Genomic DNA, 17,268 nt, shown 5'->3' with positions numbered 1-17,268 from the left:
TTACCTAACTTTGTTATTTCATCAGCTTTATTGCTGAAAATAGGGCTTCAGCCAAGTCCCAATCTTCAGGGGTATCAATATCCTGCACTCGACTTCTAGGTAAAAGCACAGCCTTAGAATGAGGGGAGAAAATAGACAACTTACTCAGAAAAGCATCCGTTTTCCCCCAATAAAACTGCCCAGCATCATGATAGGCTTCTTCTAGATCTTGTGACCTCACATGTTCATTTTCTGGTGAAAACATTGAGACTGAGCCTAGTGAATCAAGCTTGATTGCTCGTTGGATTGGGAATGGGAATGAAGTCGCGCTGAAGGTAAACTGGACGTTTGCTTCCTTCAATAATTGGTACCCTAGCTGTAAATCTTCTGGTAAAACAAAAGGCGCCGTTGCATATAAGCAGCATACTGCATCAATTTTGTACCCTTGATTTTTACACCAGAGAATAGCATGTTCCATAACATCCATGGTCGACGCATAATCATCGGAAATAGCAGTCGGACGTAAAAATGGAACTTCCGCACCATATTTACATGCGACTTCAGCTATTTCAGCATCATCAGTAGAAACGATCACTTTATCAAAACACTTTGATGAAATAGCAGCTTCAATTGAATAAGCTATCATAGGCTTACCATGAAACGCTTTGATGTTCTTTCTCGGGATTCGCTTACTACCACCTCGAGCTGGAATAATGGCAATCCTCATTAACGTCCCTTTAAAATATCAGTTAAAGTTTGGACCACTATGTCTTGTTGCTCTTCGCTCATTCCATGATACATAGGAAGAGAAATTGCTTCCCGGTAGTAACGCTCTGACTCAGGAAAGTCCCCATCTGAGAATCCCTTGTCCTGATAGTAAGGCTGAGTATGTACAGGTATATAGTGAAGGTTGACTCCAATACCGCGCTCACGCAAAGCATCAAACACTTGGCTATGTGTTAAATCAATTTCATCCAGACGTAAGCGGATGACAAATAGATGTAAACCAGAATATGTATTTGGTAACTGATATGGTAATACTAAAGGCAAATGAGCCAATTTGTCGTTATAACGTTTGGACAACCGATGACGAGCTAAAACAAATTCGTCGAGACGCTTCATCTGGCTAACACCCAGAGCAGCCTGCAGTTCTGTCATTCGATAGTTAAAACCAAGAGCAATTTGTTGGTAGTACCAGCCACCGTCAGATTCCCCACACATCAACTCAGGGTCACGTGTAATACCGTGACTGCGCAAAAGAGCCATTTTGTCAGACAGCTCTTTTTGATTAGTCAACGCAGCGCCACCCTCAGCAGTAGTAACAATCTTCACAGGGTGAAAACTGAATACCGTAATGTCCGAATACTCGCAATTTCCTATCGGTTTGTCGTGATATCGGCCACCAATGGCGTGCGATGCATCTTCAATAACTTTGAAATCATATTCTTGTGCTAATTTACCTATTGCAGCCATATCACAAGGTTGGCCACATAAGTGAACAGGCACAACGATTTTAGGCAGTTTACCCTCAGCTTTGGCATTTATTAGCTTTTCTTCAAGCCGATTAGGACACATATTGTATGTTTCAGGATCAATATCAACAAAGTCTACCTGAGCACCACAGTACAAACCGCAGTTTGCTGATGCTACAAAAGTAATTGGAGATGTCCAGAGCCAATCATCAGCACCTAAATCAAGTGCAAGACAAGCTACATGTAATGCTGAGGTAGCACTATTCATAGCTAACGCATATTGAGCACCTGTGTGCTCTTTAAGCGCAAACTCGAAAGCAGGGACTTGAGGCCCCTGTGTTAAAAAATCCGAGTTCAAAACATCAACTACAGTGTCAATATCTTGCTGGCTAATATCCTGTTTACCGTATGGAATCATAACTTCTCCACACTGTAAAGTTTGGATCTACATGCTCTTTAATAAGTTCACGCAGACCTTCTATACTTTCCCACTCAGTGTTTGTACCTGAGTTGTACTTAAATCCAAACGGTACTTTTTCCGCCTTGTGATGTTTTAGATATTCATTCTCTTCATATGTAAATGATACAGAAGGTAAAATTGCGTAGTACTTACCTAAATCAATAGTGTTTAGAGAGTCTGTATCCGTGATCATCTCTTCATGCAGTTTTTCACCAGGACGAATACCAATAACTTTAATTTCACATTCTGGCGCAACTGCCTTAGCAATATCTAAAATTTTGTAAGATGGAATCTTAGGTACAAAAATCTCGCCGCCTAGGTGATGTTCTAAAGCATACATCACCATATTCACACCGTCCTGAAGTGATATATTAAAGCGCGTCATTTCTTCATGAGTAATGGGCAGTACACCGTCATTGCGTTTACTCAAGAAAAATGGAATAACAGAGCCTCGTGAGCCCATAACATTACCGTAGCGTACAACACTGAAACGGATATCTTTAGAGCCCTTGATATTATTTGCAGCTGTAAACAACTTATCAGAAGCTAATTTTGTTGCACCGTATAAGTTAATCGGCGCACATGCTTTGTCTGTTGAAAGCGCTACAACATCTTTCACCCCACATTGCAATGCTGCATTAATGACGTTTTCAGCACCATCTACGTTCGTACGAATACACTCCGTTGGGTTATATTCAGCGGTGTCCACTTGTTTAATAGCCGCAGCATGAATAATAACATCAACACCTTCACATGCTTGAACCATACGATTTCGATCTCGTACATCTCCGATGAAAAAACGTAATTGAGGGAAATCTATATGCGGATATTGCTGTTTAATTTCAAACTGCTTAAGCTCATCTCGCGAATAAATTATAATCTTCTTTACGTCTTGATAACGTTCTAGAATTGTCTTAATAAATTGCTTACCGAATGAACCAGTGCCGCCAGTGATAAGTACCGTTTTGTTATTTAACATTTATTATTTCTCTTTAAAAATCTCAATTAGCCCAGCTTCGATAAACTGCTCACAGATTGGGTACAGTTTACTAAACGGCTGATCTATTTTATTCGCGATTTCTAACAGTGACATACTACCATCGCAATATGATATCATATCCATCATCGCAGCCACTTTAGACTTGGTGTCCTTTGAGCTTGTGTTTGGGTACAGACCTCGCTTTCCAAGCTGTGGCTCACATAACACTGTCATTTTAGGGATAAAGTCTTTCTCTACAATGTATATTGCATTACGCAAGGCTATATACCCTCCTTCAAGGCCAGAGGGGGTCACGAAAGTTAAGTCATCAAGCGAAGTGTGGTATTCAGGATACTCTCCATACTTCGAACGCATAATAGTTGCGATCGGTAAATCAATTCCTGGCGCACAATACTGCCGTTCATCACTGCCACGATCTAGCCAAGAATATGACTTATAATCAGGGTACAAATGTCGAAGAGTATGAGTAGCAGCTTTATCAGAAAGAGTATTTCCGGTTCGTGAAGGTAAATATGAATATGTTTTATCGTCACCAATACAAGTAACATTGAAGCCGGCTACGACGTTATTCTTTAAGTGTTCATGATGTTTACTTAAGTAAACGACTGAGCCTATAGTTTCTGGAATAAAAACAATTCGATAGGTGTACTTTAACGAATCTTGTTGCATTAACCATTTTGCTATATAAGTAGTAACTAAAGGGCCTGACAGTTCATTATTAGCCATAGATGGGTGACATATGTATGTCGAAATAAATACTTCTTTATCACTTTCCCCTGGTATTATTAGTTCTGCATAGTTTAAACATCCAGGTTTCAGCTCAGAATCAATTACTACTTCATAAGTATCATCTGGTAGTGTATTTTTATGGTTTTCAGATGTACAAAAACCCCAATTTTCAGAATAATATGATGTTATATATGGAATTGCATCCGGTTGCTCTGGTAATGTATACAGCTTCTTAAATAGTTCTTCTCTAGAAAAAGTCTCTTTTATTGGTACAGAGTATCCAACAACATGTAGGTTGTTTGCTTGAAAATCTATTACTCGCTCACCTTGGCTATTTAGGACATATGCGTCATGTATCGTCCATTCATTGGGAACAACCCAATCAAAAACCTGTGTGCCAGATGGCACAGACAACACCTCAAGGGCTGGTAATTCTTCTTTAAGAATGCTTAATGTTTCTCGTACCCCTGCACCGGTTAAACTTCTGTTAATAGGAAACAAACGTTTCCCAAGCTCATGCATCTCGCTACCAACTTTGATTGAAGACATAACTAACCTATTTTATTCAAAATCCGATATCAAAAATCTACGCCCTAGCTCATTTAGCTTAGGTTCCACCCAATCCAAAGACTCATCATCAAGGAAATACAACCCATTATTTTTCAATTTGTCTTGCCAAAAGAAGAACATTTTATGGGCATCTATTATATGGCAGTATTTGTTTAGTGACACCATGACTTCAGCCTCAACTAAATCATTTGCTATTTTTTTCCAATCATAATCCATATGATTACCAAGAGGTCGAAAATGACTTTTAAATTCAAAATCTAGCTTTTCTTGACCAATAACCGCATGACCAAAAAAAGACTTGTCGTAGCGATAAGCAACTTCCATACATGCTTCCAAATAATGAATAAACGTTAGATAGGCAATTGTTGAACCATATAACAAAAAGCCACTTCCTTCATTTCTATATCTAGAAAAATAACCATCTTGTTCGAATGAAGTTACTTGGGAGCGAAAGCTCGTAAAAGACGTATCACCTCTCTCTTGAATGACTGAAAACATTGGGTCAAAGGTTCTATTACAATCATTTGTTTCTAAATAGAACGTTGGAATAGCTCCTACTTGAACATCAAACGAGTCATAATTAAAGATACGCGTTCTAGGGAAATTATAATTGAAGCTAGGAAGGTGAACTGAGTCGCACAAAGAAAACAAAAAGTCCACATGCTTCTGCATGTTAAGAGCCACGTCCTGATCAAAATCAATATATCGCAGTGCTTTAAATGAATCAGAGTGAACCAGCAAAGAGTTGATTCCCATATCAGAAATAGCTTTTCGCAACTCAGCTTGATTTACTGCCCAATTTACATTTCTCATTACATTGGCCCCCCTAAAGTAACCCAGCGAACTAGGCGATCAATAGCAAAAAGACCATCCCAAGGAGAGTCAAAGTGTGTCATGTAACCCACGTCGGGGCAGCGCATCGCACCTTTTAACATTAGGTCATTTGCAAATTGAAGTCGCTTTTCGCCAGTCATAGCTAAACCAACAGTTTGAATATCTTCATGCACGCAATCCACAACATCAAACACATCGTCCACCGCCTTTACAGTAATAACTCGTTGGTAAGTTGGTTCAACTAACTCAGCTCCTTCATCGAAAAGCACCGTCCATCTTAGGTGTCTATCATGCCATGACTCACCAATGAAGCCATATTCGGCAATTTTAGAACGAATTTTGTTAGTTTGACCTATATCTGGTACTTGGGTAGGCAAGCGTACTAGAGCCTTGTCCATCGCAGCCGCAAGCTTTTCAGCAAACTCTTTAGGGGAAATTAATCCACCTTTTTCCACAAAGATTGTATGCGGTGATGCACAGGCAAACTGGTCAAAGACACTCGAATCTGTAGCTGCACGTCGTATCAGCTTACGTATTACTTTCTCTGAATCTAAAGCATCTTTACCTACAACCATCATAGATAACTTAGGGCCGAAAAGGATGTCTTGACTAGTATACTTCTTAGGTAAAGCGCTAACTGATTCAATAGCCTCACGCCCTCCCCATGCGATACGTACATCTGCATTTGCTGAGAACTTCTCTGCTAGCTTAGTTTGATGACGGTCAAAATAAACTACAGCTATAGATTCCAATAGGTCGTCACCACTAATAGTATGACCACCTGGCGTAGTATATTGAATACCCTTAAACGTATCGAGCAAAACCGGTAGGGCTTGAGACTCACTTGCTGAAACTTTGAGGATGTTCGCGTTCTTAGTTAGGATACTTTGCAGCAATGCAAACATACCTAAAAGAGGAACGTTACCGGATAGCCAGTGAGAAACAATTCCCCGAGGCATGGCTTTCAGTGAGCTGTGGCTTATATCTGAACGAGGCAAAAAGCTATCTAGATGAGCCCGGTGACCATGTAAAGCAGAGTCAAGTAAACTCCGTACACGGTTTGGTTCACACCACTGTGCCAAGAAATTCAAACCAGTGTGGCGATAAGGATCCAATTCTGGTGTCTCAGCCCAAGTTTTACGTGCCTCGTTAAACAAACCCAGAATCGATTCAACCGGCTGTTTTGCTAACCATTTTTGCTTTTCCTTAAGCGAATCAAAAATAATAGTTAATTGCTGTGATGCTGGTAAAGACTCATCAAGAGTAACAGATGAATGATAAATAACCATTTGCTCCTCTAATTCTCCCGCGATTCTAGTCGAAGGCTTCTTAACGACCTTCTCAGACATAACATCCCCACACCCGCGAACTTCAGCTTTTTTGGCTCGACCAATCACCTTAAAACGTTTACCAACTTGACCACACTCACAGACAGAATCTTCAATAACGCCCAAGTCATCAGTCAAGACTACATTACCTGGATAAGAATGTTGCAAAGGACTCAAAAACTCTAAGAGTCCCACTTTTCCAGTTTCACAAACAGATAGATCGGATTCATCTCGTACTATTACATCTGAGTATGCATGTATGTGTTTCCAACCCGCCTTACAGTCGGGGTAGTTAAGCCCCATCTGCTCTGTAAACCCATAAATATCAATGACGTTATCAGGTGAAATCCCTAACACTGACGCGATATCTTGGTTAAAAGTATTTTTGTCAACTTTTTCCGACTCTAGCTTCTTCCAGCCACCGATATGAATGACTTGGGAACCCTTAGGAAGATTAAAGGAGATATTCCTTTGCTTCAATGTTTTGAACACAGTTGAATAAAGAACAAATGTAAAACCAAAGATAACCAAAGGCTCATCATTCTCTAGCGCATTAAGATGATCGACGAACCGCTGCTCCAGGAATTCTAATGGCGAGCTAGCGCTTTGCGCATCGATAAAGTAATGAGAGGATGAGGCAAAATTCAGGTATCCCTTCACTGCAGCCACCCTTGCACCTAGATTACTCGCATTTGGACTTGTTGGATCTATGTCCATAATACAGAAAGGACGACGTTTAGGGCCAAGCACTTGTTGCATTACCCTCGCCATAGCACGAGTTTGGCGTCGTGCTGTTAATTTATCTAGAAGGACAGTGCTTGGTACTCCGCTAGTTGCAGATGATTGTAACTTGGTCTTAATCTCCTTTTCTTCAACAGAAGAGAGCTTGTTTCCAAGTGCTTTGAATATGTGTACAGGAATAGCTGGAATATCTGACAGTTCACCTTCAAAATTGTTTGGATCAAACTGATTCTTATGGCAGAACTTCCGGTACATATCATTGTTGTGATAATGATGTACCAACTCTTCAAGTAAGTTGTCGATAAACAGTGGTAACTTTTGCGTTTCTGACAACTCAAAAGGACGCGCATCAAGGACGCTAGTTAGATTGCTCAGGTTTACAGACATTGCTTGACTATCTCTTTCACATCATCTTCATTAAATCGAACCGGGTTGGATTTTGCCGCTGGATCAAGCAAAGCATTTTTAGCAATTACATCAAGTTGCTTTTCAGTAAACATTCTGTTTGTTTTCTGGCCACCAACAAGAATCTCAAACAAACCGACAAGCTCTTCTTTACTTGGTACTCCAGCGTTCTGAATCAGCTGAGCGTACTTGTTTGCAACTGACTCATCGCGATAGTTAAAATCAATTACTGCAGGCATTAGTAACCCATTTGCTAATCCATGGCCAATGTCAAATGAGCCTAGTTGGTGGGCGATAGCATGAGAAAGACCTACGATACAATGATTTTGAACCCAACCTGCCAGCATAGCTGCATACTGCAACTCTGATAACATTTCAACTTTCCAGCTCTCATCAGAGAACTTGAAGCGATAACGATAAACGATAGATAGTGCTTGCTCAGCAAACGTATTCATTAATGGATGGTCAATAAGAGACACGTATCCTTCAATAGCATGAGCAAGGGTATCTGTTACTGTGGTTTTCAGTACATCCAGTGGCACTTCAGTGACCAAGTCTGGATCAAGAATTACCAAATCTGGCAGGAAATCGTGAGTAACCACAGCTTTTTTGCTCTGTGTTTGATGATCAAGCATGACCGCTGCTGAAGATACCTCAGAACCAGCTCCAAGCGTAGTAGGTATAGCGGCAAACTTTGCCCTTCCACGCAAGGGGGGCAATGAAAATGGTCGGTAGAGAACATCGGAGCCTAGAGTGGGGTGTTCGTAAAACAGCCAAGCCAGTTTGGTTCCATCGATAATAGAACCACCGCCTAAAGCAACAATGTAATCGGGCTGAAACGCTTCGAGTTCTCCAATCACCCTAGACAGCTCTTCTACACTAGGCTCTCCCCCCCAAGACTTTTCAATAACTCGAACACTTTGAGCGTTGATCAAACGATGCACCTGTTCATAGTATTGAGAGCTTTTGAATGAAGGGCTAATAACCAGTGCTACGCGATTAGCTATTATGCCTTTTAATGCCATACGAGCATTTTTTCCGTTTGCTATTTCATTAGCGTTACGAAATACCGGTAAAGGAAATCGAAGTTTAAGCATGAGTATCTCTTACATTGAAGCCAGTTTAAGGCGTTGAAGTTTGCCTAGGGGAGTCTTAGGCAAACTGTTAATCTTATGAAACTTCTGGGGTCTCATATGCACAGGTAAATGCTCAGCTGCGTATTGCTTAAGGTTTCCAACTATTTCAGAAAACTCTGCTGTATTTTCCGGTTCAAGCACTACGTAAGCTTGCACGACTTCACCCATGTTTTTATCAGAAAATGGTATGCATGCAGACTCCAAAATACCATCACATTGATTTAGTACATCTTCTACTTGATAAGGACTTACTTTTTTACCACCAACATTGATAACTTCTTTTAGGCGGCCTGTCAGATATAAGTACTCTCCTTGATATTTACCCAAGTCACCCGTAAGAAGGTAACCTTCAAAGTAGCTTTTTGATGTTAGCAAAGGGTTGTTATAGTACTCGCTGGCCATCCAAGGGGCGAGAAATGCAATTTCTCCTTCTTCACCCTCTTCAGCTTTAGAGCCATCTTCTTTTATTATTATGAACTTAGCCCCTCTCGAAACTTTGCCGATCGCTTCGAGGTCATCGGTGTGAAAGCAAGTAAATATTGCCCTAGAAACTTCGGTTAAACCATAGTGCATAACAATGTTCGTATCCGGGAACCATTCAGTCAATCGTCGCTTTTCTTCGGGAGCCAAATATGCGCTACCTAACTCAATGTATCTTAGCCGAGATGCATATTTTGCAATCATATCCTTTGACATCTGAGTAATAAATGACCATGCCGATGGAACTATGCCAAAGCCCGTTACACTATGTTCTTCGATCGCCTTGAAGACTCCTTTTAATCGTTGCAAAGGGTACCCAATAACCAAAGTGCCCCCAACAAATAAAGTTGACCTCATTCTAGCCATTCCAAATGAGTGACTTAATGGCATCAACAATAACTCTACATCATTACCAGTATTTCCCACTTGCTCAACGATATGCTCAGTGGCCGCTGTCAGCTGAGCATGAGTTAAAGGCACACCTTTAGGTTCACCCGTAGTACCACTGGTGAACATCAAGTCTGCATGTTCACTCTCTTGAGCCAAACACGCGTTACTCTCATTTGACTGCACAATGTTATTCACATAACTCTTACAGTCGCAGACCACTAGTTTTGGTTTAACAGTATTTACCACAAACTCTTTGTAGTTTTTTTCGCTATCACTTGCGATGATAACAGCCTTAGCTCCGGTATAATGCACCGAGAAATAAGTTAGGATAAATTCATAACTATTTGAGGCATGGATGATGACAAACTCACCAACGCCAACCGTTAGCTTCATTGAGTTCGACACCCTCCTAATATCACTAGCAAGCTGCTCATAAGTGATCGAAACATCTTTTTCTTGTATAGCGACGTGAAGGGGCTTAGAGCTAGAGTGATCCAGAATCCTGGTAATAATAGACATGTCAATAGCTACTTACTTGCTAAGCACTGCGTCGACGATATCTTCCACATCTTCGACATCTAGCGTCTGTTCGATATCAAGTACCACTCCTAACTCCGACTCTAAAGATGCAAAAATTCTCATGTGTGCTAGCGAATCCCATTCAGGAATATCACCGACTGCCAACTCATCATCGATTTTGTCCAAAGATACGCCTAGTACATCTGCAACTAATTTTTTAATTGATTCTTTTGAAATGTTCATAAATAACCTATATATTAATTGGGGCTAAAATTTTTAGCCCATATTCACTATACCTAAAATTAAGTGCTCATACGACGCTTTGATCTTAGTTTGAGCAACGATGTCAAACCAGATTTGCCGTTGGTCTTACATTTACACACAAGCACCGTTAAGGGAAACAAGCACTATCACAACCCTAAATCGTATCTTAGCAAGTATCGCCCGTTAAGTACGCAGTTGCCCCTTCTAAAGCCTTCGATGCTGCTTTCTCCATATGCAGATCAATTCCATCACGCACATACTTGTCTATTTTTTCATCACTCCACTTTGGTGTGCCTGTATAATCGTTTGTCGCGGCTCTTAACGAGTAATTGTTAAGCAAAGATACATTATCTGTACCCATGTAATAAAGTAAGCCGGCTGCTCTTTCTTTAAGTGACTCATTAGGAACACCGTAGTCTAGACTATTGACAAAAACCTCATACCCTAACCGAGAGTCAGGGTACAGTAAATCGATAGGGTAGTCATGCTTACCAAAGTGACTAGTCATCATAACCGGTACACCTAGAATTGATAATTCTAAAGCAGATGTACCATTGTATAGAATAGCCAAGTCTAGCAAAGGTGCTAACTCGGGCACTTTATACTCGTTGTGGCCTAAGAATATAACGTTGCTTGATAAATCTCGCGGTAAAAGGTCTCTAAAGTATTCTTGAATATCTAGGGAGTTTTCCGGAACGACTTCTCCCGGGTGGGGCTTCACCAACAAAAGAATATTAGGGTTATTGGACACTAGATCATAAGTATGGGATATCCAATCGGCAATATTTTCGTGAGCAGGGCCGCCGTCATAAGGCACCGCTAAATCGAAAAGCAGCTTACCAAAACAACATATGACTTTCTTTCCCTTAGCTCTTGCTTCCAGGATTTTTTCTGTAGAAGAGTAAACTCTACCTTCGCTTTCAATCCCACGCTGCATTTGAATTAACTTAGATACACTTTGCTTGGCTTGAAGAATGTTATCCTGATTATTCATCCATTCATCAAACTGGCTTGGAATCGCCAGAAAGCCTGCTCTGCAGTTCTTATTAACTGTCATATCCAATACAGTAAGAGTCGAAGAAAACTTATTCGACTTTCCTAAGTAATACTTTTCATATCCAATATTGTACGCGGAAAAGAAGAAGTTGGGAGTGTTCGAATTCAAAGAAAAATCCCTAAACACTGAGCCAGGAGCTCTATGAGACGAACCGCCAAAAAATACGACAGGTTTGTTTGATAGAAAGGTATCTGCTTTGATTTGATTGCAAACGCGTAAGGATAGGTCACATTGTAGAAGAGTTGTATCAAATAGTCGCTTTATTCCTGGTGATTTAATATCAATATGGAAACTTCTAAAACGAATACTCAAATGTTCGTATATACCTTGATAGTAATTAATACCACCACAAGAAACAACTTGATTGTCCCAGTCAATATGCCAATCCAACAATAGTTGCCCATCATTACAATTGACTGTCAATGATCCTATGTATTTATCAAGTTCATCAATACCAGTTTTATTTGCAATATTGGCCTCTTGAGAGAGGCTAATCACATAATAACCCTTTTTATTCAATTCGGGTATCACCGGTGTTGAGATAGCAATCACTGGAATGTGTCCCAATCCGTGAGTTAAGAAAACTACACCTTTAAAATCCTCTACCGACTGTGAGTTAGCTAGATATTTAGCTTTCGCCAAAAAGGTAAACAATTCCGTATCTCTTTCATGCTTTTTAACTGCCTTTTCAGACATACTGTATTTCTTCAATTTAAACTGCTTTTCAATAAAGTCTAATGCTTCAGAATACAGTCCTTCGTGACGAAGCTTAGTCAATATTGCATTATGAGTTTTAGTGGGGATCACCATACCAGAATTCTGAGCTATATACTCCATTGGTAAAGTCTTTCCACTGGAAATTCCAACAGATTCAATATCATCCTTTGACAACACCCCTTTATGAAAATCTATTACCTGCAAGGCTAACTCATACTTATGGTAACCCAGCAAGGTTTTGAGTAGAAAAAGCAGCTCGACTTTTGATAATTTGGAGTTGGTTACATTGTTCAAGAGGTACGCTTCAGTGGAAGAGGTACATGAAACAGCATCCTCTTTTAGTGCGAAAGAAATAGCTTCGGCCCACTTTACACCGTCTGATCTAGCCAAACCCAAGTATTTGTCAGACAAAGAGTTCTGAATTTCAACTCGCGTATACCAATCCTTATCTACACGCATAGAGTCGTACGAAGCAGTCTTATAGAACACTTGGGTAATTTGAAACCAATCAGCTCTAGAAGTTGATGTGAAAGTACCAAGTGATTCTAACAGTTCAGGATATCTAAACTGGATCCCCAGTAACCGAATAACTTTACAGTAGTTTTTAAAGCCAACTTCACGATAATCTAAGTCAGTACTACAAATCTCAAGCTTGTGTTTATATTTCCTACCTCGTCCTAAACGATAGGATGTTGCCAAAAGTGAATAAATTTTAAACCTTACATCTTGCGAGACAATACTAGAAAATTGTACAGAATTCATTGTCTCAACAAAAGTTTCGATGAAGCTACACATTGTATCGAAAGATATTAGGTTTCGATGCAAGCTTTCAAAACCATTATATAAAACAGGCAAACCACCTGGATAATTATTCGCAAATAGCGCAATGTCATTTCCATCAGGAATGTCCCCATTGATCATTTTTTTCGTCAATGTGTAAGTGATTGAAGTTTTATCTGGACAAAACTCTAACAATCTTTCAATGAAAGCAATGTAATCTAGACTGACAGGCTCGAATACTCTCTCTAGTTGAATATGTTTAAAAGATTGAACCTTAGAAAAGAAGCCATTAAAGCTATATTCCCTTTTCAAGTGTAACCAAACTAGCGCAAGCTCAGCAGGTATCTTTTCTTTATTAAGTGGACTAGCGTAGTTCCCTCTATCAATTAAAAAGTAATGTATAACTGAAGCCGTGTTTACCTTTTGTATATTGTTGGGACCTCGATAGTTCACTGAGTCAGAGCACGCATAAAATGGAGTGCCAAAAACATCAATTCTTTTACCCATCAACAAGGCATCAAAACCCCAAGCGCTGCTAACGGTGTATACTCTTTCGACCTTACTCAATACTTCTATAGCGTTAGTTTCCAGTGGGAGGCGAATAACAACTTCAGGGAGCCCTTCTATAACAGCACAATTATTGACTAATTCATTTTGTGATGGCAGAAAGTAAACTTTTGATTTTGGATTTTCTTTAATTGCTATAGCTAGTAAGTCTTGAGTTTCTCCAAGAACCTTGTCTTTAAAAAAACGTTTCCCGACTACAAAAATAAACGCGTCAACCATTTTAGTAGGCGTCTTTGCTATATCATTTAGATTTGAATAAGACTCAACAAAGTGATCAACGCGTAACTTTTCTTCATTTTCAATTTCAGAGATGGAAAGATTACTTTTGCTAAGATTACATCTACTTAACGACTTTTTGCTAGGCATTAAATGCATAAGACCTTCAGCAGACACAGGGTATAATCTATTGCCTGATTGGTTCTCGTGCCTAGCATACAAATCGATTCGTGATTTAATACTGCGTAGTTTGCTATCTATAAAAGGAGACCGACTAATGTTTCTCTTTGTAAATCTAACAGCTCTACTTATAAACTTTCGATTAATTTTCATCTTGACATTGCCTTAACGACTGCGATCACGTCATGCAGAGATTGCTCAACTTTCTCCAATTCTTGTCGATCATATGAAGCAAGGGTAGACTTTATACTGGTGGTCGAGATATCTTCGGTTCTTGGTAGGTACACCACTTCGCACAGATCCTTTAGGAAATCAAACTTTCCCTCCCAATCATCTCCCATAGCAAATATATCCACATTGTACTTCTTTACATCTGAAAGCTTTTGCTCCCAGTTATGCTCCGGAAAAACTTCATCGACATACTTACACGCACCAACGATCTCTGCCCTTTCTTCATACGAGAAAAACGATTTCTTGCCCTTCAACTCGTTAAAGTCATCTGATGACAAGCCTACGACTAACCTGTCACCTAACTCTCTTAAACGCTTTAAAAGACGAATATGCCCCACATGAAAAAGATCAAAAGTACCGTATGTTACGACTGTTTTCAAAGTAAGCTCCAAATTGCACAATATAAATATTTTACGGCCTCCATTTAGAAGCCTTAACTAACCTAACTCGAACGCCTAGTATACCTATCTAGAACTAAAAAACATCATCGCACATGTTTTCTATCACCGCTCTGCCATTTTTTCGATAAGCGTCGAAGTCTTCTTGATAACAAGCTACCGGCCATATATTCTTGTTAGTCAAAGGTCTATTTGTATATCGATACGGGTAAGCGACATCATCTGATTTAATATACTTAAAAAAGTTTTGCGCTCGTACTTTGAGCCTGTCTAGGTCTGAAACTAATACTCCCGTCTTCAAAATCGACTCATAATCGGCAAGATCAGTGGGTTCAGTTATGCCAATCGGCATCTCACCGTATGCGTATCGACTAACCCATATAGTAGGGACTTTAGCTTGAGCGAGCTCTAGGCATGAACTACCCGACCACATAATTGCTAAGTCTAGGTGAGGCAACAGAACGTCTAAACCAATGAAATCTGGCTCAATCACATCAACATTTACCGAGCTCTCTTTAACTAGATCTTTTAAACCCTCTGCACCAAATAAAGCAATTGTATTTTTCAGCTCCTGCGGGTGGGGTTTGACAATTAACTTGATTTTTTCATCATTGGCTATTGTTCTAATTGTATGATTAACCCAATCTTCCATAGATTCATGAACCAACCCAGATTTTAGAGGTTCACAAAGGTCAAAAATTACTTTTCCCAGTAGACAATAGACTCTGCCACCTGAGTTCCGAAACGACTTCAACTCATCAAGGTAACTAGTTTGCTCCTTAGTCAAATCTCGATGTATAATGGGTAATTCGTTTGCTACTATATCATCTTGATTTTCTAACCAACGTTCAAAGCCATTAGGGCTCCCTAAGCGAGCAAAGTTAATCTTGTCTCTGGTAAGATTCGCTATTGATAACTTCTGAGAGTAAAGCTGTTCTTTTGCACTGCCTAAGTTTTCATGTCCATTTTTGTAGTTGATGACCTCTACGTCGCCATGCAACTGTTGGCTTTCACAGTACAATCTCATTGCGTGCCCCGGAGTTGTATGCGGATCCCACATTAATACTCTGATTGGTGTACTTGGATCCACCTCAGAAATAAGCTCTTTTAAGGACTCAACACCTGCATCAGCCGACCTTTTTCTGTACAAAAAATCTTTCTTAACCCGCAATGTGTTGTAATCTAAATGATATCTTCGCAGGCCTATTGATACATGCTCATGTATACCTTTCCAGTAGTTAATATTATCTTTAACCGCTAATTCATCTTCATAAATAATATTCCAATCTGATTGCTTATTATTTAATAACCGTTCATATGCCCCTGAAGAAGAATACCCGGAGTCCTCCATAAAATAATTATTACAAAGATGTACCACCTTCCAACCACGTCTCTTCATTTCAACTAAGATAGGAATAGGTAAATGCCTTAAAGCTTTTACACCTTGAGCGCAAGTTACAATTATTCCATTCTCTTTGTCTTTCGTTTGTGGATAACTATCATAAAATGATATTGATGTTTTTAAAAATCTGGCATCATGCCAAAGCTCAAAAACGGTATTTAACTTAGTAAATAGTGGTGCATTAAAAGTCGAAAAATTGAAGTCTTCATTCAAAACGTCAACTAACAATTTTTCAAACTCATCATACTTCTTTAAGCTAGACAATAATTTGAAAACTGCAACGAGATTGCTTCTAAAGAAAGCTTCATCCTCCTTAAATAATTTATAAGCTTCATCAAAATCACCTGAGTTAACCAACTCAGAGAAGATTAAATTAGCATGAGAACCATCAAAAGAGTATTTATTATAAATATCACTAAAGGACTTGATACCCAAATCCATTGCAACATTCAAATACTTTCCATTTTCCACAGCAGAATTAAAAAGATCGGACTGTTCTAGTAATTGCTTGGTCTTATTTGACAGATCATAGTTCAAGGTAAACTTAGAAAAGTCATATATAGCTAGTAGGTCTATTAAGTCGGGAGTGTCACATGTTATTTTATTATAATCAGCAATGAATCTACCTTCGGCAAGGGAGTGAAAATTTGATGTTAATTCAGTCCGGTAATCTTCAAAGATATTTTCATCACTTAGCTTAAGTGCCCGTTTAGGCATGTTGTAAGCCGTTTTAATTATAGCAAGCCTAGACTTAAAGCAGCATGAATACTTCGACTCGACTAATTTTAGAAGAGATATAGAATCATTGAAGCTGTGCGACTCAAAATTTGCCCTAAGTAGCTTCAACAAAATAGGTAGCTTTTTATTTTTTCGGTCCCAAGACACAATATCTTTAATAAGATTTCTCGAGCTATTCAATGGGATATTGTCTTTCGCAAAATCTTTATTAACAACATCACACTGCAAATATAGTGTTAAATAAAAATCTAGCTCAGTAAAAATATCATTTATATTTTTACTGAGCTTATTTTTACTCAAATAATTATTAAATTCAATTTGGATCAAGTCTACTGCATTATTTATTGACGTTAGTGTTTGTTCAAAGTCATTACGATGGTAGTCCATAAAATATTGACTAAGTAAAGCAGCTTTAGCTCTCGGAGAAGAAGTAAGGATAGAAGAAGCACGGTTATTTATTCCATCCAACTTATTGTTACAAAAAATTTCAATAAAGCTCTTAGCAAAGTAATTTATAGAAAAAGAAGAAGTCTTCGCCTCATTAAGGTTAAGTAACCTTTGAAATCGAAAATCAGCAGATAGAACTTCACATGACACAATATTTTTATTTATTATTTGAATATATTTATTCATTTATTTCAGGTACCTTTAATTCCGATAGATTAGAACAGTACA

12 protein-coding genes are annotated in these 17,268 nt (G+C 39.1%); all 12 read right to left on the bottom strand.

The window, feature by feature from the left end:
* Positions 1-13 precede the first annotated feature (13 nt).
* The 12 genes from pseF to FIV01_RS00060 all read right to left on the bottom strand — a co-directional run bounded on the left by pseF (position 14) and on the right by FIV01_RS00060 (position 17,226).
* On the bottom strand, positions 14-706 hold the full coding sequence (gene pseF / locus FIV01_RS00115; protein WP_152429204.1) for a pseudaminic acid cytidylyltransferase: 693 nt from the start codon (positions 704-706) through the stop codon (positions 14-16).
* Positions 706-1,869 carry a UDP-4-amino-4,6-dideoxy-N-acetyl-beta-L-altrosamine transaminase gene (gene pseC / locus FIV01_RS00110; protein ID WP_152429203.1) on the bottom strand — a complete coding sequence of 388 codons (1,164 nt, stop codon included), beginning with the start codon at positions 1,867-1,869 and terminating at the stop codon, positions 706-708. The genes pseF and pseC overlap by 1 nt, the downstream gene beginning before the upstream one ends.
* Positions 1,853-2,890, bottom strand: coding sequence for a UDP-N-acetylglucosamine 4,6-dehydratase (inverting) (gene pseB / locus FIV01_RS00105; RefSeq protein ID WP_152429202.1), 1,038 nt, complete (start codon positions 2,888-2,890; stop codon positions 1,853-1,855). Before pseB ends, pseC begins: the two co-directional genes overlap by 17 nt.
* A 3-nt stretch (positions 2,891-2,893) precedes the next feature.
* A complete protein-coding gene (locus FIV01_RS00100) occupies positions 2,894-4,189 on the bottom strand; it encodes a DUF4910 domain-containing protein (protein ID WP_152429201.1) in 1,296 nt (431 codons plus the stop codon).
* 12 nt (positions 4,190-4,201) lie between these two features.
* Positions 4,202-5,023, bottom strand: coding sequence for an AAC(3) family N-acetyltransferase (locus FIV01_RS00095; protein ID WP_152429200.1), 822 nt, complete (start codon positions 5,021-5,023; stop codon positions 4,202-4,204).
* Positions 5,023-7,500 (bottom strand): LuxE/PaaK family acyltransferase, encoded by a 2,478-nt coding sequence (locus FIV01_RS00090; RefSeq protein WP_152429199.1) that lies wholly within the window; start codon positions 7,498-7,500, stop codon positions 5,023-5,025. Before FIV01_RS00090 ends, FIV01_RS00095 begins: the two co-directional genes overlap by 1 nt.
* Positions 7,491-8,615, bottom strand: a complete 1,125-nt coding sequence (locus FIV01_RS00085) for an iron-containing alcohol dehydrogenase (RefSeq protein ID WP_152429198.1) — start codon at positions 8,613-8,615, stop codon at positions 7,491-7,493. Before FIV01_RS00085 ends, FIV01_RS00090 begins: the two co-directional genes overlap by 10 nt.
* A gap of 9 nt (positions 8,616-8,624) precedes the next feature.
* A complete protein-coding gene (locus FIV01_RS00080) occupies positions 8,625-10,043 on the bottom strand; it encodes an AMP-binding protein (RefSeq protein ID WP_152429197.1) in 1,419 nt (472 codons plus the stop codon).
* A 12-nt stretch (positions 10,044-10,055) separates the two neighbouring features.
* The gene (locus FIV01_RS00075; RefSeq protein ID WP_152429196.1) at positions 10,056-10,286 is read right to left on the bottom strand and encodes an acyl carrier protein; all 231 of its coding nucleotides are present in this window, start codon (positions 10,284-10,286) and stop codon (positions 10,056-10,058) included.
* Positions 10,287-10,473: 187 nt separating this feature from the next.
* Positions 10,474-13,821 carry a capsular polysaccharide export protein, LipB/KpsS family gene (locus FIV01_RS00070; protein ID WP_172971792.1) on the bottom strand — a complete coding sequence of 1,116 codons (3,348 nt, stop codon included), beginning with the start codon at positions 13,819-13,821 and terminating at the stop codon, positions 10,474-10,476.
* 152 nt (positions 13,822-13,973) lie between these two features.
* Positions 13,974-14,435 carry a glycerol-3-phosphate cytidylyltransferase gene (gene tagD / locus FIV01_RS00065; RefSeq protein ID WP_152429194.1) on the bottom strand — a complete coding sequence of 154 codons (462 nt, stop codon included), beginning with the start codon at positions 14,433-14,435 and terminating at the stop codon, positions 13,974-13,976.
* Between the two features lie 94 nt (positions 14,436-14,529).
* Positions 14,530-17,226: a hypothetical protein gene (locus FIV01_RS00060; protein ID WP_152429193.1), complete on the bottom strand. Its 2,697-nt coding sequence runs from the start codon at positions 17,224-17,226 to the stop codon at positions 14,530-14,532.
* Between the last annotated feature and the right edge of the window lie 42 nt (positions 17,227-17,268).

This window comes from Vibrio aquimaris, from assembly GCF_009363415.1.
GTDB classification, from domain to species: Bacteria; Pseudomonadota; Gammaproteobacteria; order Enterobacterales; family Vibrionaceae; genus Vibrio; species Vibrio aquimaris.
The sequence above is the reverse complement of the archived record's forward strand: the minus strand, read 5'-3'. Positions and strand labels throughout refer to the sequence as shown.

What these genes read in the sequence shown, in the direction of transcription:
- pseF (WP_152429204.1), bottom strand. Translation starts at nt 706, where the DNA reads ATGAGGATTGCCATTATTCCAGCTCGAGGTGGTAGTAAGCGAATCCCG.
- pseC (WP_152429203.1), bottom strand. Translation starts at nt 1,869, where the DNA reads ATGATTCCATACGGTAAACAGGATATTAGCCAGCAAGATATTGACACT.
- pseB (WP_152429202.1), bottom strand. Translation starts at nt 2,890, where the DNA reads ATGTTAAATAACAAAACGGTACTTATCACTGGCGGCACTGGTTCATTC.
- FIV01_RS00100 (WP_152429201.1), bottom strand. Translation starts at nt 4,189, where the DNA reads ATGTCTTCAATCAAAGTTGGTAGCGAGATGCATGAGCTTGGGAAACGT.
- FIV01_RS00095 (WP_152429200.1), bottom strand. Translation starts at nt 5,023, where the DNA reads ATGAGAAATGTAAATTGGGCAGTAAATCAAGCTGAGTTGCGAAAAGCT.
- FIV01_RS00090 (WP_152429199.1), bottom strand. Translation starts at nt 7,500, where the DNA reads ATGTCTGTAAACCTGAGCAATCTAACTAGCGTCCTTGATGCGCGTCCT.
- FIV01_RS00085 (WP_152429198.1), bottom strand. Translation starts at nt 8,615, where the DNA reads ATGCTTAAACTTCGATTTCCTTTACCGGTATTTCGTAACGCTAATGAA.
- FIV01_RS00080 (WP_152429197.1), bottom strand. Translation starts at nt 10,043, where the DNA reads ATGTCTATTATTACCAGGATTCTGGATCACTCTAGCTCTAAGCCCCTT.
- FIV01_RS00075 (WP_152429196.1), bottom strand. Translation starts at nt 10,286, where the DNA reads ATGAACATTTCAAAAGAATCAATTAAAAAATTAGTTGCAGATGTACTA.
- FIV01_RS00060 (WP_152429193.1), bottom strand. Translation starts at nt 17,226, where the DNA reads ATGAATAAATATATTCAAATAATAAATAAAAATATTGTGTCATGTGAA.